This window comes from Kribbella sp. CA-247076 (assembly GCF_050942445.1).
Classification (GTDB): Bacteria; Actinomycetota; Actinomycetes; order Propionibacteriales; family Kribbellaceae; genus Kribbella.
Window position 1 is genome coordinate 239,443 of sequence record NZ_CP192051.1, and the last position, 26,436, is coordinate 265,878.

Genomic DNA, 26,436 nt, shown 5'->3' on the forward strand with positions numbered 1-26,436 from the left:
GCCCGTATCCGCCCGCCCTTACGTTCGTGCAATCCTCTTGAAACCTTTCAGCAACTCGCCCGCCCCGAGTCGGAGGTGACCATGGCCGACGCGACGCCCCTGCTGCGGGTCCGCGCGGTGTCGAAGTCGTTCGGCGCGGTCGCCGCCGTCCGCGAGGTCTCCTTCGATCTGTACGGCGGCGAGGCGCACGCCCTGGTCGGCGAGAACGGGGCCGGGAAGTCCACGATCGTGAAGATGCTGGCCGGGGTGCACCGCCCGGACAGCGGCACGATCGAGCTGAACGGCGTACCGGCCGAGCTGCAGACGCCGGCCGACGCGAAGGCGGCCGGGATCGCGGTCATCTACCAGGAGCCGACACTGTTCCCGGACCTGTCGGTGGCCGAGAACATCGCGATGGGCCGCCAGCCTCTGGGTCGTTTCAAAACCGTCGACCGGGCGGCGATGGTCCGGCAGGCCGCCCAGCTGTTCACCCGGCTCGGCGTGTCGATCGACCCGAACCGGCCGGCCCGGGGTTTGTCGATCGCCGACCAGCAGCTGGTCGAGATCGCCAAGGCGCTGTCCGCCGAGGCCCGGGTGGTGGTGATGGACGAGCCGACCGCCGCGCTCACCGGCGTCGAGGTCGAGCGGCTGTTCGCGGTCGCCCGGTCGCTGCGCGACGACGGCGCCGCGCTGATGTTCATCTCGCACCGCTTCGAGGAGATCACCGCGCTGTGCGAGCGGGTCACGATCATGCGCGACGGCCGGCACGTCAGCACCGAGTTGCTCGCCGACATCACCGTCGACGAGATGGTGCGCAAGATGGTCGGCCGCGACCTCGGCGCGCTGTTCCCCAAGCAGGACGTCACACCCGGCGCGGTGGCCCTCAGCGTCCGCGACCTGTCGCGGGACCCGGTGTTCAAGGACGTCTCGTTCGAGGTCAGAGCCGGCGAGATCGTCGCGTTGGCCGGCCTGGTCGGATCCGGCCGCTCCGAGGTGGTGCAGTCCATCTTCGGTGTCGACCCGCGCGACAGCGGCACGGTCGAGGTCGCCGGCAAGACGCTCCGACCGTCCGCACCCAAGCAGGCCATGGCCGCCGGGGTTGCGCTCGTCCCCGAGGACCGTCGCCAGCAGGGCCTGCTGATGGAGCTGTCGATCGAGCGGAACGTGACGTTGCCCCGGTCCCGCTCGCTGTCCCAGCTCGGCTTCCTCACCGGCAGCCGGGAACGGCGCTCGGCGAAGGAGTGGACCGAGCGGTTGAAGACCAAGTACGGCCGGCTGTCCGACGAGGTCGGCACGCTGTCCGGCGGCAACCAGCAGAAGGTCGTGCTGGCCAAGTGGCTGGCCACCAACCCGACCGTGCTGATCGTCGACGAGCCCACCCGCGGCATCGACGTCGGCACCAAGGCCGAGGTACACCGGCTGATGTCCAGCCTGGCCGCTGACGGCGTCGCCGTACTGATGGTGTCGTCGGAGCTGCCCGAGGTGCTTGGGATGGCCGATCGCGTGCTGGTGATGCGCGAGGGCCGGCTGGTCGCCGAGCTCGACCGGAGCGAGGCCACCGAGGAGTCGGTGATGTTCGCCGCGACCGGTCAGGAGGCGACGGTATGACGGCGGTCGAGCTGCCCGCGCCGCGACGGTCGTCGCTCGACGTCGTACTCCGGGCGCGTGAGCTCGGGATCGTGCTCGCGCTGGCGTTGCTGGTCGCGGTGACCGCGATCTCGAACCCGCGGTTCGTCTCCGGTCAGAGCATCCGCGACATCCTGCTCGGCACCGCGATCCTGGCCGTTCTGGCGGTCGGCCAGGCCGTGGTGGTGATCACCCGCAACATCGATCTCTCGGTCGGCTCGGTGCTCGGTCTGAGCGCGTTCACCGTCGGCACGTTGCTGCAGAACAACAACCTGCCGGTCGTGCTCGCGCTCCTGGTCGGCGCGGCGGTCGGTGTCGTGTGCGGCGCGGTCAACGGCGTGCTCGTCCGCTACGGCAACGTCCCCGCACTGGTGGTGACGCTCGGGACCCTGTATGTCTACCGCGGGATCACGTACTTCTGGGCCGGCGGCAGCCAGATCAACGCCGACGAACTACCGGCGGCGTTCCTGGACTTCGGCAACGCCACCCTGGTCGGCATCCCGTACCTGGTCCTGCTGGCGCTCCTGGTCCTCGTCGTCACGGGAGTTGTCCTGCGCAACTACCGGACGGGCCGGGAGCTGTACGCGATGGGCTCGAGTCCGCAGGCGGCGCGACTGGCCGGCATCGCGGTCGGCCGCCGTACCGTCGGGGCCTTCGTCGTCAGCGGTGCTCTTGCCGGGCTGGCCGGCGTACTGTTCGCGGCCCGGTTCGGCACGATCGACGCCGCGGCGGGCACCGGCTACGAGCTGAACGTCGTCGCCGCGGTCGTCGTCGGCGGGGTCGCGGTCTTCGGCGGCAGCGGGACCGTCTGGGGCGCCGCGCTCGGAGCGTTGCTGCTGACCACGATCGGCAGCGCGCTCGCCGTGCTCGAGATCAACCAGTTCTGGCAGCAGGCGATCGTCGGCGGGCTGATCCTGCTCGCGATCGGCGCCGACCGGCTGGTCGCCGTCCGGGTCGCGGCCGGCCTGAAGAAGCGAGGCTCCCATGTCAGCTGAGCTCACGGTCACCCGCACGGCCCGGCTGGCCAACTGGAACGTCGCGATCATCGCGATCACGGTGCTCGTGCTGATCGTTGCCGCGGCCACCGTCGACAGCTTCGGTACGTCGCGGAACTTCGGCTTCCTGGTCCTCGACCTGCTCCCGATCGCCCTGGTCGCGCTGCCGATGACGCTGGTGATCGTCACCGGCGAGATCGACCTCTCGGTGGCGAGCACGCTCGGCCTGTCCAGCGCGGTGATGGGCTACCTGTGGAACGCGAACCAGCCGATCGAGACGATCATCCCGCTCTGCCTGCTGCTCGGCGCCGTGCTCGGCGCGGTCAACGGCTTCTTCGTCACCGTCCTCGGCCTGCCGTCGCTGGCCGTCACCATCGGCACGCTCGCGCTCTACCGCGGGCTCGCGTTCGTCGTCCTCGGCGACAGCGCGGTCGCCGACTTCCCGGCGCTCTACACCGACTGGGTCACCGGCACCATCGGGAGTACGCCGATCCCGAACGTGCTGATCGTCATCGTCGTCCTGGCCGTCGTGTTCGGCGTGGTCCTGCACGCGACCCCGATCGGCCGGGCGGTGTTCGCGGTCGGCGCGAGTGAGCAGGCCGCCCGGTTCGCCGGCATCCGGCCGGGCCGGCTGAAGTTCTGGCTGTACGTCGTCAGCGGACTCGTCGCGGGTCTGGCCGGCGTGCTGTGGACCCTGCGGTACTCCAGCGCCCGGGCCGACAACGGCGCCGGACTCGAGCTGGCCGTGGTCGCCGCGGTCCTGCTCGGCGGCGTCTCCATCTTCGGCGGCAAGGGTGCGCTCCCCGGTGTGATCGCCGGAGTCGTGCTCCTCGGGTCGCTGCAGAACGCGCTGCGCCTGTCCGACGTGTCCAACGAGGCCCTCAACGTCGTCACCGGCGTACTCCTGATCGTCTCCGTCCTCGCTCCCAACCTCGCCCGCACCGTGCTGCAACGGCGCCGCACCTGAAAGGTCGAACCATGTCTGCTCGCAAACCCCAGTTGGTGGCGGCCCTGGCCGTGGCCGCCCTCGCCCTGACCGCGTGCGGTGGCGGTACGACGCGGTCGGACACGGCCGGTGAGGCCACCGCAGCCCCGGCCACGAGCGCCGGCAAGGCCGATCCGAACGCCCCGCTCAAGGAGGGCCTGAAGATCGCCTACCTGCCGAAGCAGCTGAACAACCCGTACACCGACGTCGAGGTGGGTGGGGGCAAGGTCGCGGTCGGTGAGATCAAGGGCGAGTACAAGCTGGTCGGCCCGAACGACGCCAGCGCGTCGTCGCAGGTCAGCTACATCAACACGCTGATCCAGCAGCAGCAGGACGTGATCGTGGTCGCGGCGAACGACCCGAACGCGGTCTGCCCGTCGCTGAACCAGGCCCGCAAGGCCGGCATCAAGGTGGTCACCTTCGACTCCGACGCGTCCAAGACCTGCCGGGACGCGTTCATCAACCAGGCCAGCACGCAGGGCATCGGTGAGAGCCTGGTCAAGATGGCCAGTGAGCTGGCCGGCGGCTCCGGCGAGATCGCGATCCTGTCCGCGACCCCGAACGCGACCAACCAGAACTCCTGGATCAAGGTCATGCAGGCCGAGCTGGCCAAGCCGGAGAACAGCAAGCTCAAGCTGGTCAAGATCGCCTACGGCAACGACGACGACCAGAAGTCGTTCACCGAGGCGCAAGGCCTGCTGCAGTCGTACCCGAACCTCAAGGTGATCGTCTCGCCGACCACGGTCGGGATCGCGGCCGCCTCCCGGTACGTGAGCGCCTCCAGCTACAAGGGCAAGGTCGCGATCACCGGGCTCGGCCTGCCGAACCAGATGCGCCAGTACGTCAAGGACGGCACGGTGAAGAAGTTCGCGCTCTGGAACCCGGCCGACATCGGCTACCTGGCGGCGTACGCCGGGGCCGCGATGAGCTCCGGCCAGATCACCGGTGCGGAGGGTGAGAAGTTCAAGGCCGGGAAGCTCGGCGAGTACACCATCGGCGCCGACGGCGAGATCGTGCTCGGCCCGCCGACCGAGTTCACCGCCGCCAACATCGACCAGTTCAACTTCTGAGGGCCGTCCCGTGAATCGCTACTGCTTCTGCCTCCAGGTGAAACCGGACCGTTTGGAGGAGTACGTCGAGCGGCACCGGAACGTCTGGCCGGAGATGCAGGCCGCGCTGCGGGATTCCGGCTGGCACAACTACTCGCTCTTCCTCCGCGACGACGGCCTGCTGATCGGGTACGTCGAGGCCGAGGACCTGGAGGCGGCGCAGAAGGCGATGGCGGCGACCGAGGTGAACGCACGCTGGCAGGCCGAGATGACCGAGTTCTTTACTCGCCAACAAGACGGCACAGAAGACGGGAGGCCGCCGGACGAGTCGTTCCTGCTGCTGCCCGAGATCTTCCATCTACCAGAGGACTGAGAACCATGACGACCGACGCCGTGAAGACCGCCCTGAGCCGCCAGGAGATCGAGCTGCCCTCCTGGGCGTTCGGCAACTCCGGGACGCGGTTCAAGGTGTTCAGCCAGCCCGGGGTGCCGCGCTCGCCGGAAGAGAAGATCGCCGACGCGGCCGTGGTGCACAGGTACACCGGGGTGGCTCCGAGCGTCGCGCTGCACATCCCCTGGGACAAGGTGGACGACTACGCGGCGCTGGCGGCGTACGCGAAGGAGCAGGGCGTCCGGCTCGGGGCGATCAACAGCAACGTCTTCCAGGACGACGACTACAAGCTCGGCAGCGTCACCAACCCCGACCCGAAGGTACGGCGGAAGGCGACCGACCACCTGCTGGAGTGCGTCGACATCATGGACGCGACCGGGTCCCGGGACCTGAAGCTGTGGTTCTCCGACGGCACCAACTATCCCGGCCAGGACGACATCCAGGACCGGCAGGACCGGCTGGCCACCGCGCTGAAGGAGGTGTACGACCGGCTCGGTGACGACCAGCGGATGCTGCTGGAGTACAAGCTGTTCGAGCCGGCCTTCTACACCACCGACGTGCCCGACTGGGGTACGTCGTACGCGCACTGCCTCGAGCTGGGGCCGAAGGCAACGGTCTGTATCGACACCGGGCACCACGCGCCGTCGACGAACATCGAGTTCATCGTCGCGTTCCTGCTCCGGGCCGGCAAGCTCGGCGCGTTCGACTTCAACAGCCGGTTCTACGCCGACGACGACCTGATGGTCGGTGCGGCCGACCCGTTCCAGCTGTTCCGGATCATGAACGAGATCGTCCGCGGCGACGCCCTCGACTCGGATCGTGGGATCGCCTTCATGCTCGACCAGTGCCACAACATCGAGGTGAAGATCCCGGCCATCATCCGGTCGGTGATGAACGTCCAGGAGGCCACGGCGAAGGCGCTGCTGGTCGACCGGGACGCACTGCGCGCGGCCCAGGCGTCCGGTGACGTGCTGGGCGCGAACGCCGCGCTGATGGACGCCTACAACACCGACGTCCGTCCGCTGCTCGCCGGGCTGCGCGAGACCCAGGGACTGGACCCGGACCCGGTCGCCGCCTACCAGCGCAGCGGGTACTTCGAGCAGATCGTCAAGGACCGAGCCGACGGCCAGCAGGCCGGATGGGGAGCATGACTGTGACCAGCACACCGGCCGAGCTCGTTGCGCGTAGCAACAGACTGGGTGCCGATCCACGCAACACCAACTACGCCGGCGGGAACACCTCGGCGAAGGGAACCACGACCGACCCGGTGACCCAGCAGCCGGTCGACCTCCTCTGGGTCAAGGGGTCCGGTGGCGACCTCGGCACGCTGACGGAGTCCGGTCTCGCCGTACTGCGGCTGGACCGGCTGAACTCGCTGGTCGACGTGTACCCGGGCGTCGACCGGGAGGACGAGATGGTCGCCGCCTTCGACTACTGCCTGCACGGCAAGGGTGGCGCGGCGCCGTCGATCGACACCGCGATGCACGGGCTGGTCGACGCCCCTCATGTCGACCACCTGCACCCGGACTCCGGGATCGCGCTGGCGACAGCGGCCGACGGCGAGAAGCTCACCGCCGAGTGCTTCGGCGACCGCGTGGTCTGGGTGCCGTGGCGGCGGCCCGGGTTCCAGCTCGGTCTCGACATCGCGGCGATCAAGCGGGAGAACCCGCAGGCGATCGGCTGCATCCTCGGCGGTCACGGCATCACCGCGTGGGGCGACACCTCGGAGGAGTGCGAGGCGAACTCCCTCGACATCATCCGGACCGCCGAACGCTTCCTGGCCGAACGCGGCAAGCCCGAGCCCTTCGGCGCGGTCGTTCCGGGCTTCGAACCGCTCGACCCGGCCGCACGCCGCGAACGTGCCGCCGCGCTGGCTCCGGTCGTCCGCGGTCTCGCGTCGACCGACAAACCGCAGGTCGGCCACTACAACGACTCCGACGTCGTACTCGAGTTCACCTCCCGGGAGAAGCTGGGTGAACTGGCCGCTCTCGGTACTTCGTGTCCCGATCACTTCCTGCGGACGAAGGTTCGTCCGTTGGTCCTCGACCTTCCGCCGACGGCGCCGCTCGAGGATGCGATCACCCGGCTGCGGGAGCTACATCTGCAGTACCGCGAGGACTACGCGGCGTACTACGACCGGCACGCGCAGCCGGACAGCCCGCCGATGCGGGGCGCGGATCCGGCGATCGTGCTCGTCCCCGGGGTCGGCATGTTCAGCTTCGGCAAGGACAAGCAGACCGCGCGGGTGGCCGGCGAGTTCTACGTGAACGCGATCAACGTGATGCACGGGGCCGAGGCGGTGTCGACGTACGCGCCGATCGACGAGAGCGAGAAGTTCCGGATCGAGTACTGGGCGCTGGAGGAGGCGAAGCTGCAGCGGATGCCGAAGCCGAAGGCGCTCGCCACCCGGGTCGCCTTCGTCACCGGCGGCGGGTCGGGCATCGGCAAGGCGATCGCGCAGCGGCTGGCCGCCGAGGGTGCGTGTGTCGTGGTCGCCGACCTGGACCTGGCGGCGGCCGAGGCGGTGGCGAAGGAGATCGGTTCGTCGGACGTCGCCGTGGCCGTCGGCGCGGACGTATCGTCCGCGGAGGCGGTCGAGGCGGCGCTGCGGGACGCCGTACTCGCGTTCGGCGGTGTCGATCTGATTGTCAACAATGCCGGATTGTCCATCTCCAAGTCGCTGCTCGAGACCACGGAGAAGGACTGGGACCTGCAGCACGACGTGATGGCCAAGGGCTCGTTCCTGGTCTCGCGGGCCGCCGCGAAGGTGCTGATCGACCAGGCCATCGGCGGCGACATCGTCTACATCTCCAGCAAGAACTCCGTCTTCGCCGGCCCGAACAACGTCGCGTACGGCGCGGCCAAGGCCGACCAGGCCCACCAGGTCCGGCTGCTCGCTGCCGAGCTCGGCGAGCACGGCATCCGGGTCAACGGCGTGAACCCCGACGGCGTCGTCCGCGGGTCCGGGATCTTCGCCGGCGGGTGGGGCGCCCAGCGCGCCGCGGTGTACGGCGTACCGGAGTCCGAGCTGGGGGCGTTCTACGCGCAGCGCACGCTGCTGAAGCGGGAGGTCCTGCCGGAGCACGTCGCGGCGGCCGTCCTCGCCCTGACCGGTGGGGAGCTCACCCACACGACCGGTCTACACGTTCCCGTCGACGCCGGCGTCGCCGCCGCGTTCCTGCGTTAGGGAGGAGTACGACGATGTGGAGCACCGACCCGAGCCGTTCCGTCGACGGGAACGGCCTGCTGCCCCGGGTTGAGCCGCGGAAGACCCGGATCGGGCTGGTCGCCGGCGGGCTCGGGGCCTACTGGCCGCAGTTCCCCGACCTGCTGCCGCAACTGCAGGCCTCCGCGCGCCGGGTGTCCGAACGGTTCTCGGCGATGGACTGCGAGGTCGTCGACGTCGGCTTCATCTCCGACGCGCAGGAGGGCGCCGCGGCCGCCGAGAAGCTCCGGGTGGCGGACTGCGACCTGATCGTCGGCTTCCTCACCACCTACATGACCGCCTCGATGCTGGTGCCGGTCGCGCAGCGCAGCGGTGCGCCGGTGCTCCTGCTCAACCTGCAGCCGAGCGAGTCGATGGACCACGCAACCTTCGACACCGGCGCCTGGCTCGCGTACTGCGGTGCCTGCCCGCTGCCCGAGATGGCGAACGCGTTCGAGCGCTGCGGGATCGACTTCCGCTCGGTCTCCGGGTACCTCGAGGACGAGCGGGCCTGGGCCCGGATCGACCGGTGGATCCGCGCGGCCGGCGTACGGGCGGCGTTCCGGCACGGCCGGCACGGTCTGCTCGGGCACCTGTATCCCGGCATGATGGACGTGATCACCGACCCGACGCTGGTCTCCGCGCAGCTCGGCGGGCACGTCGAGATCCTCGAGATCGACGACCTGCGGGTCCTGGTGGAGAAGGTCACCGAGGCGGAGACCGAGCAGCGGATGAAGGTCGCCCGGGAGATCTTCACCCTGGACGACTCGGTGGTCGAGGACGACTTCCGCTGGGGTGCCACCGTCTCGGTCGCGCTGGACCGGCTGGTCGAGGACTTCGCCCTGGACACGCTGGCCTACTACCACCGCGGGCTGGACGGCGAGACCCACGAGCGGGTCGCGGCCGGGATGATCCTCGGCGCCTCGTTGCTCACGGCAAGGGGTGTGCCGGCCGCCGGCGAGTACGAGCTGCGGACGTCGCTGGCGATGCTGGTGATGGACAAGCTCGGCGGCGGCGGGTCGTTCACCGAGCTGCAGGCGCTGAACTTCCGCGACAACGTGGTCGAGATGGGGCACGACGGGCCGGCGCACCTGGCGATCAGCTCGGACAAGCCGCTGCTGCGCGGGCTCGGGGTCTACCACGGCAAGCGCGGCTGGGGTGTGTCGGTCGAGTTCGACGTGAAGCACGGGCCGGTGACCGCGTGCGGTCTCGGACAGCGGCGGGACGGTTCGTTCAACCTGATCGCGTCCGAGGGCACCGTCGTACCCGGGCCTCTGCTGCAGATCGGGAACACCACGTCGCGGGTCGACTTCGGGTGTGATCCGGGTGAGTGGACGGACGCGTGGTCCGGGTCCGGGGTGGCACACCACTGGGCGCTCGGCACCGGGCACCGCGCCAAGGACCTGGCGGCGGTCGCGGACCTCCTCCGCCTCGACCTGACTGTCGTGAACCCATGAAGCGGGTCGCGGCGGTGGATCTGGGCGCGTCCAGTGGGCGGGTGATGCTGGGCGAGGTCGGCGACGGCGTACTGGACCTGACCGAGCTCCACCGCTTCTGGAACGGCCCGATCCGCCTCCGCGACACCCTCCACTGGGACGTCCTCCACCTGTACCGCTCCCTCCTCGAGGGCCTCCGCACCGCCGGCCCCCTCGACGGCATCGGCATCGACTCCTGGGCCGTCGACTACGGCCTGCTGGACCCCTCCGGCCGCCTCCTCGCCAACCCCATCCACTACCGTGACCCCCGCACCGCCGGCGTGATGGAGAAGGTGCTGGAGCTCATCTCGGCCGAAGAACTGTACGAGATCACCGGCCTCCAACAGCTCCCCTTCAACACGATCTACCAGCTAGCCGCCGAACGCGGCCCTTCCGCGCCCGCCTCCGCGCCTGCCCCGACCGGCTCCGCGTCGCCGCGGGCCGGCTCCACCTCCTCCCCACCTGGCCCAGCCTGTTCCGCGACGCCCCGGGCTGGCTCCGTCTCCTCCGCGCCTGCCCCGGCCGGTTCCGGCTCTTCTTCCGCGCCCGACCGCGCCGCAGGCGCGGGCGGGCGCGGGCTGTTGGACTCGGCGGCGAAGCTGCTGATGATTCCCGACCTGCTGGCCTACTGGCTGACCGGGCAAGCCACCGGCGAGCGGACCAACGCCTCGACCACGCAGTTGTACGACGTGCGCGCGCGAGACTGGAGCGCAGTCCTGGCGGAGCGGATCGGTGTGCCGCCCGAGCTGTTGCCCCAGCTCCTGGAGCCGGGTGACGTCATCGGCTCCTTGCTGCCCACCGTCGCCGAGGAGGTCGGTCTCCCGGAAGCGACCCCCGTGATCGCCGTCGGGTCGCACGACACCGCGTCTTCCGTGGTCGCCGTACCGGCTGCCGCCGAGCGGTTCGCGTACATCTCGTCGGGCACGTGGTCGTTGGTAGGGCTGGAGCTGGACGCACCGGTGCTGACCGCCGAGGCGCGTACGGCGAACTTCACCAACGAAGGCGGCGTCGACGGCACGGTCCGCTTCCTGCGGAACGTGATGGGACTCTGGATCCTGCAGGAGTGCCAGCGGGTCTGGGGCGCCGACGACCTGCCAGGACTGCTGCGGGAGGCGGCCGAAGCACCGCCGTTCGCCGTACTGATCGATCCCGACGCTCCGGAATTCCTTGCTCCCGGCAACATGCCGCGGCGGATCGACGAGCACTGCCGGGCGAGCGGCCAGGAGCCGCCACGGTCGCGGGCCGCGACCGTGCGGTGTGTGCTGGAGAGTCTCGCGCTGGCATATCGCCGTACGCTCCGGTCGGCGCAGACGATCGCGGACCGGCCGGTCGACGTACTGCACGTCATCGGCGGCGGGTCGCAGAACGAACTGCTGTGCCAGTTGACCGCCGACGCCTGCGGGCTGCCCGTGCTGGCCGGCCCGGTCGAGGCGTCCGCGCTGGGCAACGTCCTCGTGCAGGCACGTGCGCTGGGCGAACCCCTGCCGGACCTGGGCGCGATGCGTGCCCTCGTCCGTACCACCCATCAACTGCGGCGCTACGAACCGCAGGGAAAACCGGCCGACTGGGACGCCGCCGAGTCCCGGGTGTTCGGAACTAGTTGACGCCCTCCTCACCATGACGGCAGAGGATTCCAACTACTACGCGGAGGTAGCGAGTTGAGGTTCACGCTTCGACGAGACCCGTACCGGCGTCTCTCCGCGTGCGCAGACGGCCCGCCCGGCCGCGATGTTCACTGCCGCATTCACGTCCGCGTTCGCCTGGTGCCCGCAGGCTGTGCACCGGAACACCGCTTGGCTCTCGCGATTCTCCGGTGCGCAGTGCCCGCAGGAACCACAGGTCTGCGACGTGCGTGCGGGATTGATCTTCTCTACCCGGCCCGCGGCCTTGTGCTCCAGACGCTGGACGAGAAGCCCCCAGGCGTTGCTGAGGATCGCCCGGTTGAGTCCGGCTTTCGCGCGGCGATGGTTCGAGAGGTAGCTGCCAGGGTGATCCGGATCTGGTTTGAGTCTCGGCCTCCTGGTCATCTGCTTGATACGCAGGGCCTCCACCCGGATCAGGTCGAAACGACGGGCGAGATACGTGGTGATCTTCTCCACCCAGTCCTTGCGCCGATCGCTGGCCCGGGCGTGCAGCTTGGCGATGGCTGCTGTGACGCGTCGCCGGCGGTTGGAACCAGATGCGCAGCGAGCGAGCCGGCGCTGCAGGGTCTTCAGCCGTATCTGCTCCCGGTCCGAGAGGCGGGGGCACGACAGGAGCTCTCCGTTGGAGAGCGCCGCCGATACAGTCACCCCCCGGTCCACGCCTACGACCTCGCCCGTCATCGGTGCCGGTATCGGCGGCGGGATCGCTGCGAATGCGACGTACCAGCGTCCCGCTCTGTCACGAGTGACGCGATAGGACTTCGCGTCGGGCACGGCACGGGACAGCCGAAACCGAACCCAGCCGACCTTGGGCACCAGCAATCGCGACCATCTCCTGCTTACCCGCTCAACTCGATGAGCCTGCGTGCCGACTATTCGGAACCCCTCGCGCACCCCGGCCCGGCGCCACGTCGGTCGGCGGTGCGTCCCGTTGTAGAAGTTCCTGACTGCCTGGTCGAAATCTCGGAGAGCCTGTTGTTGCACCGTCTGCGAGCCCGCTCGCAGCCAGCCGAACACCGCTCGTGCCTCGGTCAATTGACGGCATTGCTCGGCGAACTTCGGAGTCGGGCCCTTGTCGCGAGTCCACATCGACCATTGCTCGAGCGCCAGATTCCACACGAAGCGGGCATGTCCGCACTGCTCCACGAGCGCTGCTTCCTGCGCTGCAGTCGGGTAGATCCGGAACCGGGACACGTCTCTCACCCAACCAGACGGGACCGACAAGTCCCGATCCTTGAAAGGAGGGAGTCGCGGCGTGCGGGCATTTGGAGAAGAACCTGTACGTCGCGACGACGCCGATGACCGTCCTCCCCCAGGAACTTCGTCCGCTCGCCCGGCGGGTGCCGCCGCGCGAGATCAGCCACGACGACCTGCAACTGCTCCGGCTCCTCGCCACCGGTCTGCCGGTGGACTCCGTGGCCCGCCGGCTCGACCTGTCCGAACGGACCGTCCGCCGGCGGACCCGGATGGTGTGCGACCGGCTCGGCTTCGGCACCGCGATCGAAGCCATCGTCTGGGCCGCCCGCCGCGGGCTCGTCTGACTCTCGTTGTCAAGCAAGTTGCCTCGGGCACCTAGCACGAACCGCGGGTGCCCGGGGCGGCGAGGACGTGCGGCGGGGACGTGCGCCCGGGACGTGCGGCGAGACGTGTGCCGGAGATGTGCGCGGGAGACGTGCGCCTTAGACGTGCGGTGGGGACGTGCCGTTGGGACGTGTGCCGGAGATGTGCGCGGGAGACGTGCGCCTTAGACGTGCGGTGGGGACGTGCCGTTGGGACGTGCGCCGGAGACGTGCGGTCGGGATGTGCGGTGGGACGTGCGGCGTGCGTGGTGCGGCGTGCGGCGTTAGGGGAGGGGGTGACGGGGTACCGGGGACCCGAACATCGAACCGAGGAGGAGCGATGGACGGGATGACCATCCTGTGGATCGTCGTCGCACTGGCAGCCCTCGTCATCCTGGTGGCACTGATCGCCGGGGCGTCGCGGAAGTCGTCGCAGCGCCGGGCCGAACGGAACCGGCAGGAGGCGTACGAGCACGAGCAGCAGGCCAGGACGTCGGCCGTACACGCGGAGAAGCAGCAGGCCGCGGCGGACGAGGTTGACGCCAGGGCACGCAAGGCGCAGGCCGTCGCCGACGAGAAGGCGGCCGAGGCGCGCCGGCTCGCGGCCGGAGCCTCCGAGCGGCAGCAGGCCGCGGCGGACGCCCGGTCCGAGGCCGACGAGCACCGCAACCGCGCCCAGGAGTTGCACCCGGACCACGGCACTCCGCACGCCGCCTCCTGGGGCAAGGACCGTGAGAATGTCGACCGTGATCGCGCTGGTACGGCGCAAGCCGACGCCGACGACCGCAATCGCGCCGACTGGACGCAGGACGCAGACACCGACCGACCCGGGATGACACGAGACGGCGTCAACGACCCCGGACGAGCCGGGATGGCACGGGACCAAGCCGACGACGGTGGCCGAGCCGGGATGACGCGGGACGCGGCCGACGACCATGGTCGAGCCGGGATGGCACGGGACGGCGGCAACGACCCTGGACGTGCCGGGATGGCGCGGGACGAGGCTGACGATCGTGGTCGTGCCGGGATGGCGCGGGACGGGGTTGGTGACCGGGACCGGCCGGATGCGTGGGGTCGGGACGGGCAGCCGACGGACGAGCACTGGGCCGACGGGTTGCACCCGGACGACCCGCGGCGGCAGCCGTGGCCGGAGACGCCCGGGTCCGATCAGCCGGACGACCATCCGAAGCACTCGAGGAACTGAGTCACCTCAGCAGGAACGGAACCACAGACGCATTTGATCCCGCCGGGAGCGCAACGGGGCTGACCACGGCACCTGTCCGGAAGCAGGTGTTCAGGCTCCACCGGCGGGATCAGTGCGCGTGCGTCCGGGGCGGGATCGAGTGTGGGTGTGTTCAGATCAGGTAGCGGAATTCCGGTGAGTTCGGGTTGATTCGCTCGATGTCGAGTGGGGCCGCGTCCATCCGGGTCAGCAAGCCCTCCAGGTCGTCCGGTCGGCTGATCTCGATGCCGACCAGCGCCACCCCGGTCTCGCGGTTGTTCCGCTTCACGTACTCGAACAGCGTGATGTCGTCGTCCGGCCCGAGCGCCTCGTCCAGGAACGTCCGCAGCGCCCCGGGCTCCTGCGGGAACGTCACCAGGAAGTAGTGCTTCAGCCCTTCGTGAACCAGCGATCGCTCGAGGATCTCGCCGTACCGGCTGACATCGTTGTTCCCACCCGACAGCAGGCACACCACGGTCTCTCCCGGGCGTACGTCGAGACCGTTGCCCAAGGCACCTGTCGCCAGCGCGCCGGCCGGCTCCGCGATCAGACCGTCGGTTTGGTAGAGCTCGAGCATCTCGCTGCACACCAGGCCTTCCGGCACCGACATCAGCTCGACGCCGGCCTTCGCGACCAACGGCAACGTCACGTCACCGACCTGGCGTACCGCAGCGCCGTCCACGAAGCTGTCCAGCTGCGCCAACGTCACCGGTTCGCCGGCCTCCAGCGCCGCGGCCATGCTCGCCGCCCCGGCCGGCTCCACTCCGACGATCCGTACGCCGGGATGCCGCTCCGTCAGCCAGGTCGCGACCCCCGCGATGAGCCCGCCACCACCGACCGGCACGACGAGGACGTCGGGCGCGTGCCCGAGCTGGTCGACGAGCTCGACCGCCACGGTCCCCTGGCCGGCAACGGTTCTCGGGTCGTCGAACGCGGGCACCATCGTGGCCCCGGTGGCCTCGGCCTCGGCCAGGGCCGCGGCGGCCGCGTCGTCGTACGTGTCACCGGTGACGATCACCTGGATCTGCTTGCCGCCGAGTGCCGCGATCCGGTCCCGCTTCTGGCGGGGCGTCGTACGGGGAACGTAGACCTTGCCCTGCACACCGAGGATGTGGCATGAGTACGCGAGGCCTTGGCCGTGGTTGCCCGCACTGGCGCAGACCACGCCGGCGGACTTCTGGTCCTCGTCGAGCTGGGCGATCAGGTTGTACGCGCCGCGAAGCTTGTAGGAGCGGCCGATCTGCAGGTCCTCGCGCTTGATCCAGACCTGGGCGCCGGTGCGCTCGGACAGCCGGAGGTTGCGCTGCAGCGGTGTACGCACAGCGACGCCGTCGAGCCGTTTGACGGCCGCGTCGACGGTGGCCGCGTCAACGGCGTACCGGGTGGTGCCGGAGGTCGATCGAGCGACTGAACTACTGCCCTGCATGAGCTTCCTTCCCGTGCATTTGCACGATCTTCGCCGATTCGCTCGCTGCACAAGACAATCCGCGTCCACAGTACGGACGTGCGGCTACCTTTGCGCAACAGACCCTTGTGCCAGGCGTGAAACGGCCCTTCACTGGGCAGTCTAGTTTTCATACGCTCACTCGGTGTAACGGCCAGGGTCCTGGACGGGATGAGCCGAGTAAAGCCGGTCACAGTGGACTGGAGGGCACGAATGGAACTGATTCCGTTCAGTCTGTGGGGAGACGCCCTGTGGTGTGGTCAGGAGGTCGTGCGGGAGGCCCCGCACGAGCAGGCGATCCGAAGCCTGTTCCCGGACCCCATCCCAGCGCGAGGAGCAGACCTGGACACCGACGCGGACCTGGTCCCGGAACCGCACAACCGCTTCGATCCCCGATCCATCGCCGTACGGGTGCAGGGGAAGGTTGTCGGCTACCTGCCGAGGGACGATGCGCACCGGTACCACCCGGTGCTGTCAGAGCTGGTGGCACAAGGCCTGCAACCGCAGGTGCCGTGCCACCTGTGGGTGAGTGAGTGGGAGCCGGCCGACTGGGACGGGAAGGCCGACCAGGGGACGGAGTTCCACGCGAGCGTCGCGGTCGCCCTCGGGCAACCGCACATGCTCGTCCCGGTGAACCTGCCGCCACCCGGTAGCTATCACCTGCTGCCGCCCGGCAGTGGCATCGTCGTCCCGGGCAGTGAGGTGCATCCCGACGTACTGGCACCGTTCTTCCGCGCCGAAGGCGAGTGCTGGGCCTACGCCACCATGCACGCGGTCGAGGAGGAGGACACCATCCAGGACCGCCACCGGGTCGTGGTCGAGGTCAGACTCGACGACGAACCGGTCGGTCGGCTGAGCCCACGGCTCAGCGCCGAGTTCCTGCCGGCCATCCACTACCTGGCCGACATGCGCGCCGAGACCGCCGCCCGCGTCGCCGTCCGCGGCGACCGCACCGCATCGGAGGTGATCCTCTACGCGGCGCGGAGTCACGACCTGCCGGCCACCTGGCCGGACGGCCTGACCCGTTCCCCAGTCGCGTCCCCGCAATGGCACTACTGGGCAACCAAAGAAGCCAACTAGGCGGCTGCGCAGTACTCACCACGCCCCTTGGCGGGTACTGCGGAGCTACTTGAACCCACCCCTCTGCTTAGGACGAAGGCAGCCGGGGTACCCCGCGCGTCGTCTTACCGGCTTCTCGGGCGAGGGCGGCGGTCAGTTGGCGCGGCAGGAGATCACGAGGAAGAAGGGGTAGCGGGCTGCTGGGGCCTTGGGGGAGCTGGGGTCGATGACGGGCCGGGGCTCGGCGGTTCGGGTGAGGGTCAGGCCGTGGTGGTGAAGGGTGTTGAGGTAGGTGGACAAGGTGCGGTGGTTGGCGCCGACCTGCTGTCGTAGCGTCGACAGGGCGCCGTCGGCCTGCCAGTAGCGCTCGTCGTAGTACGTGCTGTCGGAGGGCCAGGCCCCGGAAACGCCCTCTACTCCTGGGAAACAGGGGTGCAGGATGCAGAAGGCGAACGTGCCGCCAGGGCGGAGCAGGCGATGGACGTTGGCCACGGTGCCGTCCAGGTCGTCGATGTCGGACAGGCCCATGCTGCAGACGGCGGCGTCGTACGTCTCGCCGCGGAGGAGGTCCGGGTCGGCCGCGTCGGCGTGGAGGTAGCGGATGCCCAGTGGTTCACGATCTTCGAGTTCGCACGCTTTCCCGAGCATGGCCGGCGAGAGATCGACGCCGACGACGGACGCTCCTCTGCGCGCGAGTCCGCGGCTGATCCGTCCGTGGCCGCAGGCGACGTCCAGCACTCGTTGCCCGTCGACCCCTCCCAGCACGTCGAAGAGTGCGGCCGTGACTGGATCGTCGAGGTCGTCTGTCCAGCCGGTTGCGTAGTAGTCCGCGACGCCGTCGTACCGAGCGCTCATGCGTCGACGCTACCGGCGCACGGCGCTGGGATCAGTCTGCCCTCGGCTAACTGCGTGCCGAGTAGATCAGGGCGACGGTGCCTGAGGGGTAGGGCCGGGCGGTGCGGAGCGTGAGGGATCTGGGGTCGGTGACGTCGGTGAACATGGAGCCGCCGTGGCCGACGATGGCGGGGTTGAGTTTGATCCAGTACTCGTCGACCAGGTCGGCGGCGACGAGGGAGCGGACTGTCTTGGCGCCGCCGAAGACCACCAGACTGCCGCCGGTGGTGTCCTTCAATCGGCGGACGTGATCGACGCCGTCGCCCGCGGCCAGCGTCGAATTCGCCCAGGAGCTGACGTCGAAGTCGCTGTCCGAGGACAGCACGACCTTCGGGGTCCGGTTCATCCAGTCGGCCAACTCGCCCTCGGCCGCCGTCCAGTAGGCGCCCGACGGCGTGAACGACGTACGCCCCCAGAGCATCGTGTCCGCGACGGCCATCAGTTCGCCCGTCACCTCCGCCGCCAGCTGTGGATCGTCGACCATGAACCCGAGGTCGTTGTCCGGCCCGGTCATGAACCCGTCGAGCGTCACGTCGCTGAAAACGATCAGTGGTCGCATGCGTCCACTGTCGCACCGCGCGGTTTCACATCGCTTTCACCTTGCGGACGAAGGCCTCGGAGGAGTCGAGGCGGCGGCCCGCGGCGTCGGTGACCTCGAGTTTGCGGAGCGGGCGCTGGTCCTGTACGTCGAGCAGGACCGAGTGCGGCTCGTCGTCGTCGAAGAGGTGCCCCTCACCCCACTGACGCAGGCTGACCAGGATCGTGAAGAGGTCCCGTCCCTTCGGCGTCAGGGCGTACTCGTGGTACGCGCTCCCGTCGGCGGCCGGCAGCACCTCGAGGATCTCGTGGGCGACCAGCTCGCGCAGGCGCGATGACAGGATGTTCTTCGCCAGCCCGAGGTTGCGCTGGAACTCGCTGAACCGGCTGATGCCGTCGAACGCGTCGCGGACGATGAGCAGCGACCAGCGGTCCCCGATGACGTCGACCGCCCGGGCGACCGGGCACTCCGCCCGTTCGTGGGTCAGGCGCTTCGGCATGTCGGTCCCCCTGCGGATCTCGTTGGAGCCAAGTGGTTGCAAGTATAAACCAGCTGCTCTACGCTCCCGGTCAAGCGGTTTCAACTTGAAACCACCCTGCGGCTGAGGAGGCCAGATCATGACGGCACAGGCGGATTCGAGAGTGAGCCCGGTACGGGTGGCGGTCGTGCAGTTCGAACCGCGGGTCGGGGTGGACAACCTCAAGGCCAACGCCCTGGCGGTCGAGCAGCGGCTGACGGCCGCGGCGGACGCCGGCGCGGGGCTGATCGTGCTGCCCGAGCTCGCGACCACCGGCTACGTGTTCGAGACCCGGGAGGAGGCGTACGCGCACGCCGAGCTGGTGCCGGACGGACCGACCGTCGAGGCGTTCGCCCGGATCGCGGCGGCGCGTGACGTGTACATCGTCGGCTGCGTGGTGGAGCGGGACGGCGTGACGCTCTACGACACCGCCGTACTGGTCGGGCCGGACGGCTTCATCGGCCGCTATCGCAAGACGCACCTGTGGAACACCGAGAAGCTGTGGTTCACCCCGGGCGACGAGGGATTCGCGGTCTACGACACCAGGATCGGCCGGATCGGGTTGCTGGTCTGCTGGGACATCTGGTTCCCGGAGACCGCGCGGATCGTCGCGCAGCTGGGGGCGGACATCATCTGCATCCCGACCGGCTGGGTGTGGACTCCGCCGCCGCTGTACGACGCGAGCGGTGTCTGCATGGCGGCGTACCTGACCATGACCGCGGCGCACGTGAACAACGTCTTCATCGCGACCGCGGACCGGATCGGCCAGGAGCGCGGCGCCGGCTTCATGGGCAACTCACTGATCGCCGGCACGAACGGGTGGCCGATCGACCGCATCGCCGGACCGGACGAGGACACCATCATCTACGCGGACGTCGATCTGACGGCTGCGCGCACCGCGCCGATCTGGAACCAGCTCAACGATCTGCACCGGGATCGTCGTACCGACCTGTACGACCAGCTGCTCGGCTACACCGGCCGCGCCCCGCTCCCGAGGTGACGCCATGACGACCGTTCGCAGTACGACGGCTGTCCCCGGAGTACGACGGGTCGCCCAGGTGTCCGTGGTCGTGACCGCGGTCCTGCTGGTGGCCCTCGTCGGCTGGACGTTCTCGGTGGTCGCCCGCGATGCGAGTTGGAACGGTGACTACACGGAGGTTGGCCGGCTTGCCTCGTGGGTGGTCGGGTCGATCAGCGAGCCACAGTTCTATGCTGTGGCTCCGGCCGGTGCACTGCTGCTTGTCGGTGGGCTGATCGGGCATGTGGCGTCGCGGATGTCGTGGCGGTGGCAGGGGTTCGTCCAGGCGTGTGGCACGGGTCTGTGGCCTTGGGCGGCGGGCAGTGCGTTGGTGAGCTTGGTGCTCGGGAACCTCGTGTGGGGCTGGACGTTGGCGTCGGGGAGCTGGCAGCCGCTGTTCGTTCCGCTGGTGTCGGTGGCGCCTGCGATCGTCGTGCTCTACGGGCCTGGGTGGCGGGTCGGTCTGTCGGCGGCAGTGCTGGGCGCGGTGCTGACGCCGCCGGCGTCGATCCTGGTGGTCGAGTACGTCTGCACGCCGCTCGACCTGCCGCCGGTGATCGGCGCGACGACGGGCATGTGGGTCGCGGCGATCGTCGCCTTCTGGCTGTGCAAGCGTCTCCCGTGGATGCCGCCGCCAGGCGCTTGGCGAACCTCACCCGCACCGACGTCCTCGCCTGTGCCGACGTCCTCGCCTGTGCCGGCCTCCTCGCCTATGCCGACGTCCTCGCTCTCGCCGACGTCCTCGCCATCGCTGACGTCCTGGGCCTCGCGGTCGTCGGCCTTGCGATCGCGTTCGGCCTCGCTGCCGGGGCAGTCGCGGTTGTGGGTGCCTCGGCGGGCGTTGGCCGACTTCTCGGAGGCGCAGTTCTTCGGTAACGAGTGGGCGAGTGCGGCGCTGATTCTCGGCGCGGTCGTCGTACATCTCGTCAGCCCGGCCGGCCTCGCCTACGGCTCCGGGCTCTTCGTCGCTGTCCTCGTCAGCCAGGTGCTGACCGCAGTCGTCGGTGTGCTCGTCTGGCGCAGGAAGTGGCAGGCGCACGGGTTCTATCCGACGTTCGTCCCGGTCGTGTCGGTCGCGCCGGCCACGGTCCTCGTCTTCGGAGGAACGGTGGAATCGGTGGTCGTGGGTGCCCTGGCGGGCGCACTGATCGGTCCGCCGGTCGCTGCGGCGATCTCGGCGCGGTTGCCGCGGGGGTTCCACCCGTTCATCGGGAACGTCGCTTCGATGGGTCTATGTACTGCGGTGGTCGTGTCGTCCCTCCGCCTCATCCCCGGATTCGGCTCATGACGGCGGTCGAGCTGGGCCGCGCGTTGCGAAGCGGGGAGGTCTCGGCCGTCGAGTTGGCGGAGTCCGCGTTGGATCGCATCCGCGAGCTGAATCCAACTCTGAACGCCTTCGCGCTCGTCGATGAAGCGGGTGCTCGCGCGGCCGCGCGGGTTGCCGACGAGCAGTTGGCCGCAGGAGTCGACCTGGGTCCGCTGCACGGTATCCCGGTCGCCGTGAAGGATCTCATCGACGTGGCCGGCCTGCCGACGAGTTGTGGATCCGCCACCTCCTTCGGCGGAGTTGCGGATGCCGACGCCGAGGTCGTACGTCGGCTGCGTTCGGCCGGGGCGGTTATTGTCGGCAAGACGACGTTGCACGAATTCGCGTACGGGGTCACCGGTGATCGGTCCGTCCACGGCGCCTCGCGCAACCCGGTGGATCTGAGTCGGATGTCCGGAGGCAGCAGCGGCGGCAGTGCGGTCGCGGTCGCTGCCGGGATGGTGCCGGTTGCCTTGGGCACCGACACCGCGGGCTCGGTCCGCGTGCCGGCGGCGCTCTGTGGGGTGGTCGGGTACAAGCCGGCGTACGACGTCGTGCCGACCGCCGGCGTCTACCCACTGGCGCCTTCCCTGGACCACGTCGGCCTGTTCGCCGCGACGTCCGAAGACGCGCTGATCGGCTACCACGCGATCAGTGGCCGGCAGGTGAGGTCCTCGTCGGGCAAGCCGGTCCCTGTCGGATGGATTCCGCCGTCGGCGATCGCGGTGACGGATCCGCGGATCGAGAAGCTCGCCCGTCGGCAGCTGGCGGGGTTCGTCGTGGAGGTCGTGCGGGGGTTTCCCAAGTGGGACCGGTCGGTGTTCGAAGAGTTCTCGGTGTTGCAGGGCCGTGAGGCCTTCCGCGTGCACGAGCATCACCTCAGGGCCGAACAAGACCTCATTGACCCGGAGGTGCTCGCACGCCTCCGCACGGGCGGCGAGGTGACCGACCGACGGTATGCGTCAGCCGACGAGGCACGGCACGAGCTCGCGGTCATGGTCGACGAGCTGCTGACGACGTACGACGTACTCGCTCTGCCGACCGTGCCGATCGTCGCACCGACTGTCGGGGCTCGGCGGGTTTCGGTCGAGGGCGCCGAGCTCGAGGTTCGCCAGGCCCTGTTGTCGCTGACGTGCCTGTGGAACATGACCGGCTCACCGGCGATCAGCGTGCCCGTGGGGCGAGTCGACGGGCTGCCGGTCGCCGTACAACTCGTCACTGCGCCGGGTCAGGAGCACCTGCTGTTCGCGGCCGCCCGCGAGCTTGAGATTGTCAACAATCGAACAAAGGAATTGTATGCCGTCGATCCAGATTGACCTGCCGGTGACAGCCGACGAGGCCACCAAGCGGGCGTTCGCCGAGCGCATCGGAGTTGTCTACGGGGAGATCATGCAGGTTCACCGGGACCTGTTGACGGTCTCTCTCCATGACCTCGGCCGTGGAGGTGTGTGGCGTTGCCACGAGTCCGGTCCGCCGACTCCCTCGGCTCTGATCATGTGCGACATCCGGAAGGGCCGTCCGACAGAGGTCCGGGCTCGTCTCGCCCAGTCTTTGATCGACGCCTGCGTGGAGACGTTCAAGCTGGACGCCTTGTGGGTGAAAGTCGAATTCACCCAGCACGACGGCGACGACATGTACCACCCGCACCTCGGCGGCTTCAACACCAACTGGACCGCCGACGAACGCAACCGATCAGATCCAATTCCGGGGTGAGGAGGTCGCCGACGGAGACCACGTCGCGGTAATTGCTATAGGCAATTACTGCGACGTGGTGTGCCCAAGGGTCGAGGCGTCCGGCCAGACGATGCGGAGGCAGGTGGGGGTGCCGTTGAGCCGGGTCGGGTCGCCGCCGGGTGGTGGGACGGTCGAGGTTTCGACGGCCTCGCCACCGGCGGCGCGGTAGAACTCCCGCGCCCTGGTGTTCTGCTCCAGCACCCACAGGTACATCGCGTTGTCGCCCACGTGATCGGTGACAGCCCGCGCCGCCCGAGCCATCAGTTCGGTGCCGATCCCGCCCCGATGATGGCGATAGTCGACATGCAGATTGTCGACAAGGCTGCCCCATCGCGGATCGCGGTCGAACATCACGTGCACGAACCCGGCCAGCCGCCCGTCGTACTCCGCCAGCACCGTAGCGGTCTCACCCGGGTCGGCGAGCCGCTTTGCCCAAACCTCCCGCCGATCGGCGTCGATGTCGCCGTCGAGGAACGAGTCCGCGTACGCACCCCGGTAGTGACGCCCCAACTGTCCGCATGCAACCCCGCGACCCGCCCAGCGTCTTCAAGCCCGGCCGCCCGAAACTCCAGATTCCCCACCCGCAGCACCGTACTCAAGAAACCTGAGCAACAGCCGGCTGTCCATTTCGTGGGCAAGCTGCTCGGTGACGTGCAACGACAGCGCGTCCTCGGCGCCGGCAGCCCGGTAGATCCGGCGAAGTCGATCGAACGCGTCCGGCACAGTCTCGTTGTACGCCGCCGACCCGTTGCCCGGCCCGGGTACGTCGAGCTCGCCGTAGTGCACGGCCAGCGGGCGAGGCGCGTTCAACCCCGCGATGTCGGCACGGTCCAGCCAACCAAGCACGCCGGGCACGCAATGAGCAGGCGCGTTCCCGGACCGCGCGAAGATCGCGGTGAACGAGCCCAGTGTGCCGCTGGCGAAGATGGAGCGGACACGCTGGCTGAACACCGGATAGGTGCAGGCGAGGTCCCCACCCCACGAGATCCCAGCCACGTCGAGCCGCCGTACGTCGTACGTGGACGCGAGCCAGTGCTCCCACCGCAGCAGGTCCTCGACGGTGTCGCCCAGGAGCGTCCGCCCGTTCTGGAAACCGTCCGTGAGGAGCGTGTACGCCATGTGCCGGCCCCAATGCCAGTACTCGAGGCTCTCGCCGTCGCGATGACGAGCAAGGTCGCTGAGCACGCCGAAGCCACGGAGCTCGGGCAACAAAACCGTGTGCCCAGCCTGCGCGAGCACGAATGCGAAGTTGTGGTGATAGTCCTCGCGCACTCCGTCGATCGCCAGGCACTCGTCAACCTGCCCGTGTCCATGCAACGCGATGACCGCTGAGCCCGTCTGTGTTGCCGGCTGCAGCAAATAAGCAGGCACTGACAGCTCGTCGCTCACCCGCATCACCAACGCGACTACGCCGACGTCCTCGTGAGAGGTACGACGTACCTCCGTCACCCCGCCGGCTCGGACACGTTCGTCGACACCGACGACCTCCGCCAGCTTCGCCTTGGCCTGCGTCCGCCAGTCCGCCCAAGCCAGCCCGGCGGTCTCGAACGACAGCCGGGGTGACGCTCGCGGCGTCCGGTAGCGCAGAGTCAGCTCGTCGGGCCGGATGAGGAAGTCGTAGTCCATCCCGACACACTCGCCCAGCGCCGTCTCAGTTGGTAGTGGTTTTGTTCCCGTTGGTGGCTGGCGGCAACTACTTGATGTGGGCGAGCTGGACAAGGTTGCCGCAGGTGTCGTCGAGGACGGCTGTGGTTGAGGGGCCCATGTCCAGGGGCTGCTGGGTGAAGAGGACACCGAGCTTGCTGAGGCGGTAGTACTCCGCCTGGACGTCGTCCACCGCGAACGACACCGCCGGGATGCCGTCCTTCGCCAGGCCGGACTTGTACGCGTTCACGACGGGATGGCGGTCCGGCTCCAGCACCAACTCGGCCCCGTCCGGCGCTTCGGCCGAGACCACGGTGACCCAGCGATCCTCGCCCATCGGTACGTCGTACCTCTTCACGAAGCCGAGCACGTCGGTGTAGAAGCGCAGCGCCTTCTCCTGGTCGTCGACGAAGATGCTGACCTGGTGGATCCTCATGGGTTCTCCTCCGGTGTGTCCCGCCTGAGCCATCGCGTGACGATGCGCTCGAGCGGCTCGGTGTTCAGATCGTGGAACTTGTAGCGACCCTGGCGGCGCGTACGGACGAGGCCGGCGGACTCCAGCACCGCCAGGTGCTGACTGATCGCCTGCCGGGACAACCCGAGCTGGTACTTCGTCACCAGCCGCGTGCAGATCTCGAACAACGTCTGCCCGTCCCGCTCGACCAACTCGTCGAGAATCCGCCGCCTGGTCGGATCGGCCAACGCCTTGAAAACATCCTCGCCCACGACCCTCACAATAGGCAAGTCAATACTTGCCTATCAAGTCCCCTTCATGACGTGTTCGCGGCTAGTTGCCGCAGGTGGGCGTGTCCTCGATGACTGGCAGAAGGCCGCCGCTGAGCCCGGTGGACAGGCCGCGGCTGGTTTCGACGGATTGCGGGGTCGGGCCGCAGCAGCCGGCGGATCCGGCGTCGCCGTACGCGAGGTCGGAGGAGCAGACCCCGGTTTCGGGCAGGTCTAGTTGGACGTCGCGCGCCGCTTCCCAGTCGCCTGTCAGGGCGGTGACCACCGAGCGGGCCTGTTCGTAACCGGTGGCGAGGAGGAACGTCGGGGCGCGGCCGTAGGACTTCGCGCCGACGGCGTAGTACCCCGGCTCGGGATGCGCGAGCTCGTCGACGCCGTGTGGTGGGACAGTTCCGCAGGAGTGTTTGTTCGGGTCGATCAGCGGCGCCAGTGCGCGCGTGGAGCCGAGGATCGGGTCGAGGTCGAGCCGGAGTTCCGACACGTACTCATGGTCGGGCCGGAAGCCGGTCGAGTTCACCACCGAGTCCGCGACGACGCGCCGGTCTCCCGCGACCAGCTCGACCCGGCCGTCCGGCGTACGCCCGACGGCCTCGATCCGGAACGAACCGACCAGCTCGATCCGCCCGGACCGCACGAGCTTCCGCAACCTGGTTCCGAGCGCTCCGCGAGCCGGCAGTTCGTCCGCGTCGCCACCGCCGTACGTGCGGGCCTGATCGGTGCCGCGAGTCACCCACACGATCTCTCCAGCTAGCTCGGCCAGCTCGAGCAGCGTCGTGGCGGCCGAGTGGCCGGCGCCGACGACCGCCGTACGTCGGCCTGCGAAGCGGTCCCGATCGGCGCCGAGTACGTCGGGCAGCGAGTGGACGATCCCGTCGAAGTCGGTCTCGCCACGGGCCGGGATCCCGGAACCGCCGAGGACGTTCGGCGTCCGCCACGTGCCGGCGGCGTCGATGATCGCGGACGCCAGGAGCTCGGTCCCGTCGGACAGTCGGACCAAGTACGGCGCCTTGTCGCGGCCGGCGGACCGGATGCGGTCGAACCCGACGCGGGTCACCGCTTCGACCCGGGCGTCGTACCGGATGCGGTCGTTGAGCTCGGGCGTCTTGGTCAACGGCTCGAGGTAGGAGTCGATGAGGTCGCCTCCGGTGGGGAGGGTGTCGGGGTCGGGCGCGGTCCAGCCGGCGCGTTGGAGGAGGCGTCGGGCGGCGGCGTCGACGTCGTACCGCCAGGGGCTGAAGAGCTTGACGTGTCGCCACTCGTCGATCGCCGACGCAGCGCCGGGCCCGGATTCCAGGACCAGGAAGTCGAGGTCACGTTCGGCGAGGTGGGCGGCCGCGGCCAGGCCTACCGGGCCCGCGCCGATCACGATCACCGGCGACACTGACTGGTCACGCATGAGGCGCTCCTGT

General features: G+C 69.1%; 26 protein-coding genes. 16 read left to right on the forward strand and 10 right to left on the reverse strand.

The genetic code is table 11. The features are described 5' to 3' along the window. Window positions 1–81 precede the first annotated feature (81 nt). Genes ACQPYZ_RS01175 through ACQPYZ_RS01215 form a run of 9 tightly spaced genes read left to right on the forward strand, consistent with a single transcriptional unit; the run spans window position 82 to window position 11,309 of the window. Window positions 82–1,587: a sugar ABC transporter ATP-binding protein gene (locus ACQPYZ_RS01175; RefSeq protein ID WP_433164337.1), complete on the forward strand. Its 1,506-nt coding sequence runs from the start codon at window positions 82–84 to the stop codon at window positions 1,585–1,587. Next, a complete protein-coding gene (locus ACQPYZ_RS01180; RefSeq protein WP_433164340.1) occupies window positions 1,584–2,600 on the forward strand; it encodes an ABC transporter permease in 1,017 nt (338 codons plus the stop codon). The genes ACQPYZ_RS01175 and ACQPYZ_RS01180 overlap by 4 nt, the downstream gene beginning before the upstream one ends. After that, entirely contained in the window at window positions 2,590–3,567 is a 978-nt protein-coding gene (locus tag ACQPYZ_RS01185) for an ABC transporter permease (protein ID WP_433164343.1), read from the forward strand. Before ACQPYZ_RS01180 ends, ACQPYZ_RS01185 begins: the two co-directional genes overlap by 11 nt. Before the next feature lie 11 nt (window positions 3,568–3,578). After that, on the forward strand, window positions 3,579–4,655 hold the full coding sequence (gene rhaS / locus ACQPYZ_RS01190; protein ID WP_433164345.1) for a rhamnose ABC transporter substrate-binding protein: 1,077 nt from the start codon (window positions 3,579–3,581) through the stop codon (window positions 4,653–4,655). Between the two features lie 10 nt (window positions 4,656–4,665). Beyond that, a complete protein-coding gene (locus tag ACQPYZ_RS01195) occupies window positions 4,666–5,007 on the forward strand; it encodes an L-rhamnose mutarotase (RefSeq protein ID WP_433164347.1) in 342 nt (113 codons plus the stop codon). 5 nt (window positions 5,008–5,012) lie between these two features. Then, entirely contained in the window at window positions 5,013–6,176 is a 1,164-nt protein-coding gene (rhaI, locus tag ACQPYZ_RS01200) for an L-rhamnose isomerase (RefSeq protein WP_433164349.1), read from the forward strand. Then, entirely contained in the window at window positions 6,173–8,212 is a 2,040-nt protein-coding gene (locus ACQPYZ_RS01205; RefSeq protein WP_433164351.1) for a bifunctional aldolase/short-chain dehydrogenase, read from the forward strand. Before rhaI ends, ACQPYZ_RS01205 begins: the two co-directional genes overlap by 4 nt. A 14-nt stretch (window positions 8,213–8,226) precedes the next feature. Continuing rightward, complete coding sequence (locus ACQPYZ_RS01210) at window positions 8,227–9,687, forward strand: arabinose isomerase (RefSeq protein ID WP_433164353.1); 1,461 nt, start codon at window positions 8,227–8,229, stop codon at window positions 9,685–9,687. Continuing rightward, a complete protein-coding gene (locus ACQPYZ_RS01215; RefSeq protein WP_433164354.1) occupies window positions 9,684–11,309 on the forward strand; it encodes a rhamnulokinase in 1,626 nt (541 codons plus the stop codon). The genes ACQPYZ_RS01210 and ACQPYZ_RS01215 overlap by 4 nt, the downstream gene beginning before the upstream one ends. A gap of 36 nt (window positions 11,310–11,345) precedes the next feature. On the opposite strand, the gene ACQPYZ_RS01220 is transcribed toward ACQPYZ_RS01215, so the two are convergent. After that, window positions 11,346–12,542 (reverse strand): RNA-guided endonuclease InsQ/TnpB family protein, encoded by a 1,197-nt coding sequence (locus tag ACQPYZ_RS01220; protein WP_433164356.1) that lies wholly within the window; start codon window positions 12,540–12,542, stop codon window positions 11,346–11,348. 71 nt (window positions 12,543–12,613) lie between these two features. Between ACQPYZ_RS01220 and ACQPYZ_RS01225 the strand changes: the two genes are divergently transcribed. Both ACQPYZ_RS01225 and ACQPYZ_RS01230 read left to right on the forward strand, forming a co-directional pair. After that, complete coding sequence (locus ACQPYZ_RS01225) at window positions 12,614–12,889, forward strand: LuxR C-terminal-related transcriptional regulator (protein ID WP_433164358.1); 276 nt, start codon at window positions 12,614–12,616, stop codon at window positions 12,887–12,889. A 358-nt stretch (window positions 12,890–13,247) separates the two neighbouring features. Further along, complete coding sequence (locus tag ACQPYZ_RS01230; protein WP_433164360.1) at window positions 13,248–14,111, forward strand: hypothetical protein; 864 nt, start codon at window positions 13,248–13,250, stop codon at window positions 14,109–14,111. Window positions 14,112–14,262: 151 nt separating this feature from the next. Here the strand turns inward: ACQPYZ_RS01230 and ilvA are convergent, their stop codons facing one another. Then, the gene (ilvA, locus tag ACQPYZ_RS01235) at window positions 14,263–15,555 is read right to left on the reverse strand and encodes a threonine ammonia-lyase IlvA (RefSeq protein ID WP_433164362.1); all 1,293 of its coding nucleotides are present in this window, start codon (window positions 15,553–15,555) and stop codon (window positions 14,263–14,265) included. 231 nt (window positions 15,556–15,786) lie between these two features. On the opposite strand from ilvA, the gene ACQPYZ_RS01240 reads away from it, so the two are divergent. Continuing rightward, the gene (locus ACQPYZ_RS01240) at window positions 15,787–16,653 is read left to right on the forward strand and encodes an HIRAN domain-containing protein (protein WP_433164363.1); all 867 of its coding nucleotides are present in this window, start codon (window positions 15,787–15,789) and stop codon (window positions 16,651–16,653) included. A 132-nt stretch (window positions 16,654–16,785) separates the two neighbouring features. Here ACQPYZ_RS01240 and ACQPYZ_RS01245 read toward each other — a convergent pair whose 3' ends face one another. The 3 genes from ACQPYZ_RS01245 to ACQPYZ_RS01255 are packed head-to-tail and all read right to left on the reverse strand — an operon-like array spanning window position 16,786 to window position 18,563. After that, complete coding sequence (locus ACQPYZ_RS01245; RefSeq protein WP_433164365.1) at window positions 16,786–17,487, reverse strand: class I SAM-dependent methyltransferase; 702 nt, start codon at window positions 17,485–17,487, stop codon at window positions 16,786–16,788. Window positions 17,488–17,533: 46 nt separating this feature from the next. Further along, window positions 17,534–18,085, reverse strand: a complete 552-nt coding sequence (locus ACQPYZ_RS01250) for a dihydrofolate reductase family protein (RefSeq protein WP_433164368.1) — start codon at window positions 18,083–18,085, stop codon at window positions 17,534–17,536. A 25-nt stretch (window positions 18,086–18,110) separates the two neighbouring features. Beyond that, entirely contained in the window at window positions 18,111–18,563 is a 453-nt protein-coding gene (locus ACQPYZ_RS01255; protein WP_433164369.1) for a winged helix-turn-helix transcriptional regulator, read from the reverse strand. Between the two features lie 142 nt (window positions 18,564–18,705). Between ACQPYZ_RS01255 and ACQPYZ_RS01260 the strand changes: the two genes are divergently transcribed. The 4 genes from ACQPYZ_RS01260 to ACQPYZ_RS01275 are packed head-to-tail and all read left to right on the forward strand — an operon-like array spanning window position 18,706 to window position 22,618. Beyond that, window positions 18,706–19,581 carry a nitrilase family protein gene (locus ACQPYZ_RS01260; RefSeq protein WP_433164372.1) on the forward strand — a complete coding sequence of 292 codons (876 nt, stop codon included), beginning with the start codon at window positions 18,706–18,708 and terminating at the stop codon, window positions 19,579–19,581. 4 nt (window positions 19,582–19,585) lie between these two features. After that, window positions 19,586–20,887, forward strand: a complete 1,302-nt coding sequence (locus tag ACQPYZ_RS01265) for a hypothetical protein (RefSeq protein WP_433164375.1) — start codon at window positions 19,586–19,588, stop codon at window positions 20,885–20,887. Further along, on the forward strand, window positions 20,884–22,221 hold the full coding sequence (locus tag ACQPYZ_RS01270; protein ID WP_433164376.1) for an amidase: 1,338 nt from the start codon (window positions 20,884–20,886) through the stop codon (window positions 22,219–22,221). The genes ACQPYZ_RS01265 and ACQPYZ_RS01270 overlap by 4 nt, the downstream gene beginning before the upstream one ends. Further along, window positions 22,202–22,618, forward strand: coding sequence for a hypothetical protein (locus ACQPYZ_RS01275; protein WP_433164378.1), 417 nt, complete (start codon window positions 22,202–22,204; stop codon window positions 22,616–22,618). Before ACQPYZ_RS01270 ends, ACQPYZ_RS01275 begins: the two co-directional genes overlap by 20 nt. A 45-nt stretch (window positions 22,619–22,663) precedes the next feature. On the opposite strand, the gene ACQPYZ_RS01280 is transcribed toward ACQPYZ_RS01275, so the two are convergent. From ACQPYZ_RS01280 to ACQPYZ_RS01300, 5 genes are all read right to left on the reverse strand, one after another. Further along, window positions 22,664–23,149, reverse strand: a complete 486-nt coding sequence (locus tag ACQPYZ_RS01280; protein WP_433164380.1) for an N-acetyltransferase family protein — start codon at window positions 23,147–23,149, stop codon at window positions 22,664–22,666. A gap of 36 nt (window positions 23,150–23,185) precedes the next feature. Further along, window positions 23,186–24,265, reverse strand: a complete 1,080-nt coding sequence (locus ACQPYZ_RS01285) for a hypothetical protein (RefSeq protein WP_433164382.1) — start codon at window positions 24,263–24,265, stop codon at window positions 23,186–23,188. Window positions 24,266–24,332: 67 nt separating this feature from the next. After that, window positions 24,333–24,719, reverse strand: a complete 387-nt coding sequence (locus ACQPYZ_RS01290; protein WP_433164383.1) for a VOC family protein — start codon at window positions 24,717–24,719, stop codon at window positions 24,333–24,335. After that, window positions 24,716–25,009, reverse strand: coding sequence for an ArsR/SmtB family transcription factor (locus ACQPYZ_RS01295; protein ID WP_433164385.1), 294 nt, complete (start codon window positions 25,007–25,009; stop codon window positions 24,716–24,718). The genes ACQPYZ_RS01290 and ACQPYZ_RS01295 overlap by 4 nt, the downstream gene beginning before the upstream one ends. A gap of 61 nt (window positions 25,010–25,070) precedes the next feature. Continuing rightward, the gene (locus ACQPYZ_RS01300) at window positions 25,071–26,423 is read right to left on the reverse strand and encodes an FAD-dependent oxidoreductase (RefSeq protein WP_433164386.1); all 1,353 of its coding nucleotides are present in this window, start codon (window positions 26,421–26,423) and stop codon (window positions 25,071–25,073) included. Window positions 26,424–26,436 lie beyond the last annotated feature (13 nt).

What these genes read in the sequence shown, in the direction of transcription:
- ACQPYZ_RS01250 (WP_433164368.1), bottom strand. Translation starts at nt 18,085, where the DNA reads ATGCGACCACTGATCGTTTTCAGCGACGTGACGCTCGACGGGTTCATG.
- ACQPYZ_RS01300 (WP_433164386.1), bottom strand. Translation starts at nt 26,423, where the DNA reads ATGCGTGACCAGTCAGTGTCGCCGGTGATCGTGATCGGCGCGGGCCCG.
- ACQPYZ_RS01175 (WP_433164337.1), top strand. Translation starts at nt 82, where the DNA reads ATGGCCGACGCGACGCCCCTGCTGCGGGTCCGCGCGGTGTCGAAGTCG.
- ACQPYZ_RS01210 (WP_433164353.1), top strand. Translation starts at nt 8,227, where the DNA reads ATGTGGAGCACCGACCCGAGCCGTTCCGTCGACGGGAACGGCCTGCTG.
- ACQPYZ_RS01230 (WP_433164360.1), top strand. Translation starts at nt 13,248, where the DNA reads ATGGACGGGATGACCATCCTGTGGATCGTCGTCGCACTGGCAGCCCTC.
- rhaI (WP_433164349.1), top strand. Translation starts at nt 5,013, where the DNA reads ATGACGACCGACGCCGTGAAGACCGCCCTGAGCCGCCAGGAGATCGAG.
- ACQPYZ_RS01205 (WP_433164351.1), top strand. Translation starts at nt 6,173, where the DNA reads ATGACTGTGACCAGCACACCGGCCGAGCTCGTTGCGCGTAGCAACAGA.
- ACQPYZ_RS01255 (WP_433164369.1), bottom strand. Translation starts at nt 18,563, where the DNA reads ATGCCGAAGCGCCTGACCCACGAACGGGCGGAGTGCCCGGTCGCCCGG.
- ACQPYZ_RS01285 (WP_433164382.1), bottom strand. Translation starts at nt 24,265, where the DNA reads ATGGACTACGACTTCCTCATCCGGCCCGACGAGCTGACTCTGCGCTAC.
- ACQPYZ_RS01215 (WP_433164354.1), top strand. Translation starts at nt 9,684, where the DNA reads ATGAAGCGGGTCGCGGCGGTGGATCTGGGCGCGTCCAGTGGGCGGGTG.
- ACQPYZ_RS01270 (WP_433164376.1), top strand. Translation starts at nt 20,884, where the DNA reads ATGACGGCGGTCGAGCTGGGCCGCGCGTTGCGAAGCGGGGAGGTCTCG.
- ACQPYZ_RS01185 (WP_433164343.1), top strand. Translation starts at nt 2,590, where the DNA reads ATGTCAGCTGAGCTCACGGTCACCCGCACGGCCCGGCTGGCCAACTGG.
- rhaS (WP_433164345.1), top strand. Translation starts at nt 3,579, where the DNA reads ATGTCTGCTCGCAAACCCCAGTTGGTGGCGGCCCTGGCCGTGGCCGCC.
- ACQPYZ_RS01180 (WP_433164340.1), top strand. Translation starts at nt 1,584, where the DNA reads ATGACGGCGGTCGAGCTGCCCGCGCCGCGACGGTCGTCGCTCGACGTC.
- ACQPYZ_RS01240 (WP_433164363.1), top strand. Translation starts at nt 15,787, where the DNA reads ATGGAACTGATTCCGTTCAGTCTGTGGGGAGACGCCCTGTGGTGTGGT.
- ilvA (WP_433164362.1), bottom strand. Translation starts at nt 15,555, where the DNA reads ATGCAGGGCAGTAGTTCAGTCGCTCGATCGACCTCCGGCACCACCCGG.
- ACQPYZ_RS01265 (WP_433164375.1), top strand. Translation starts at nt 19,586, where the DNA reads ATGACGACCGTTCGCAGTACGACGGCTGTCCCCGGAGTACGACGGGTC.
- ACQPYZ_RS01245 (WP_433164365.1), bottom strand. Translation starts at nt 17,487, where the DNA reads ATGAGCGCTCGGTACGACGGCGTCGCGGACTACTACGCAACCGGCTGG.
- ACQPYZ_RS01290 (WP_433164383.1), bottom strand. Translation starts at nt 24,719, where the DNA reads ATGAGGATCCACCAGGTCAGCATCTTCGTCGACGACCAGGAGAAGGCG.
- ACQPYZ_RS01275 (WP_433164378.1), top strand. Translation starts at nt 22,202, where the DNA reads ATGCCGTCGATCCAGATTGACCTGCCGGTGACAGCCGACGAGGCCACC.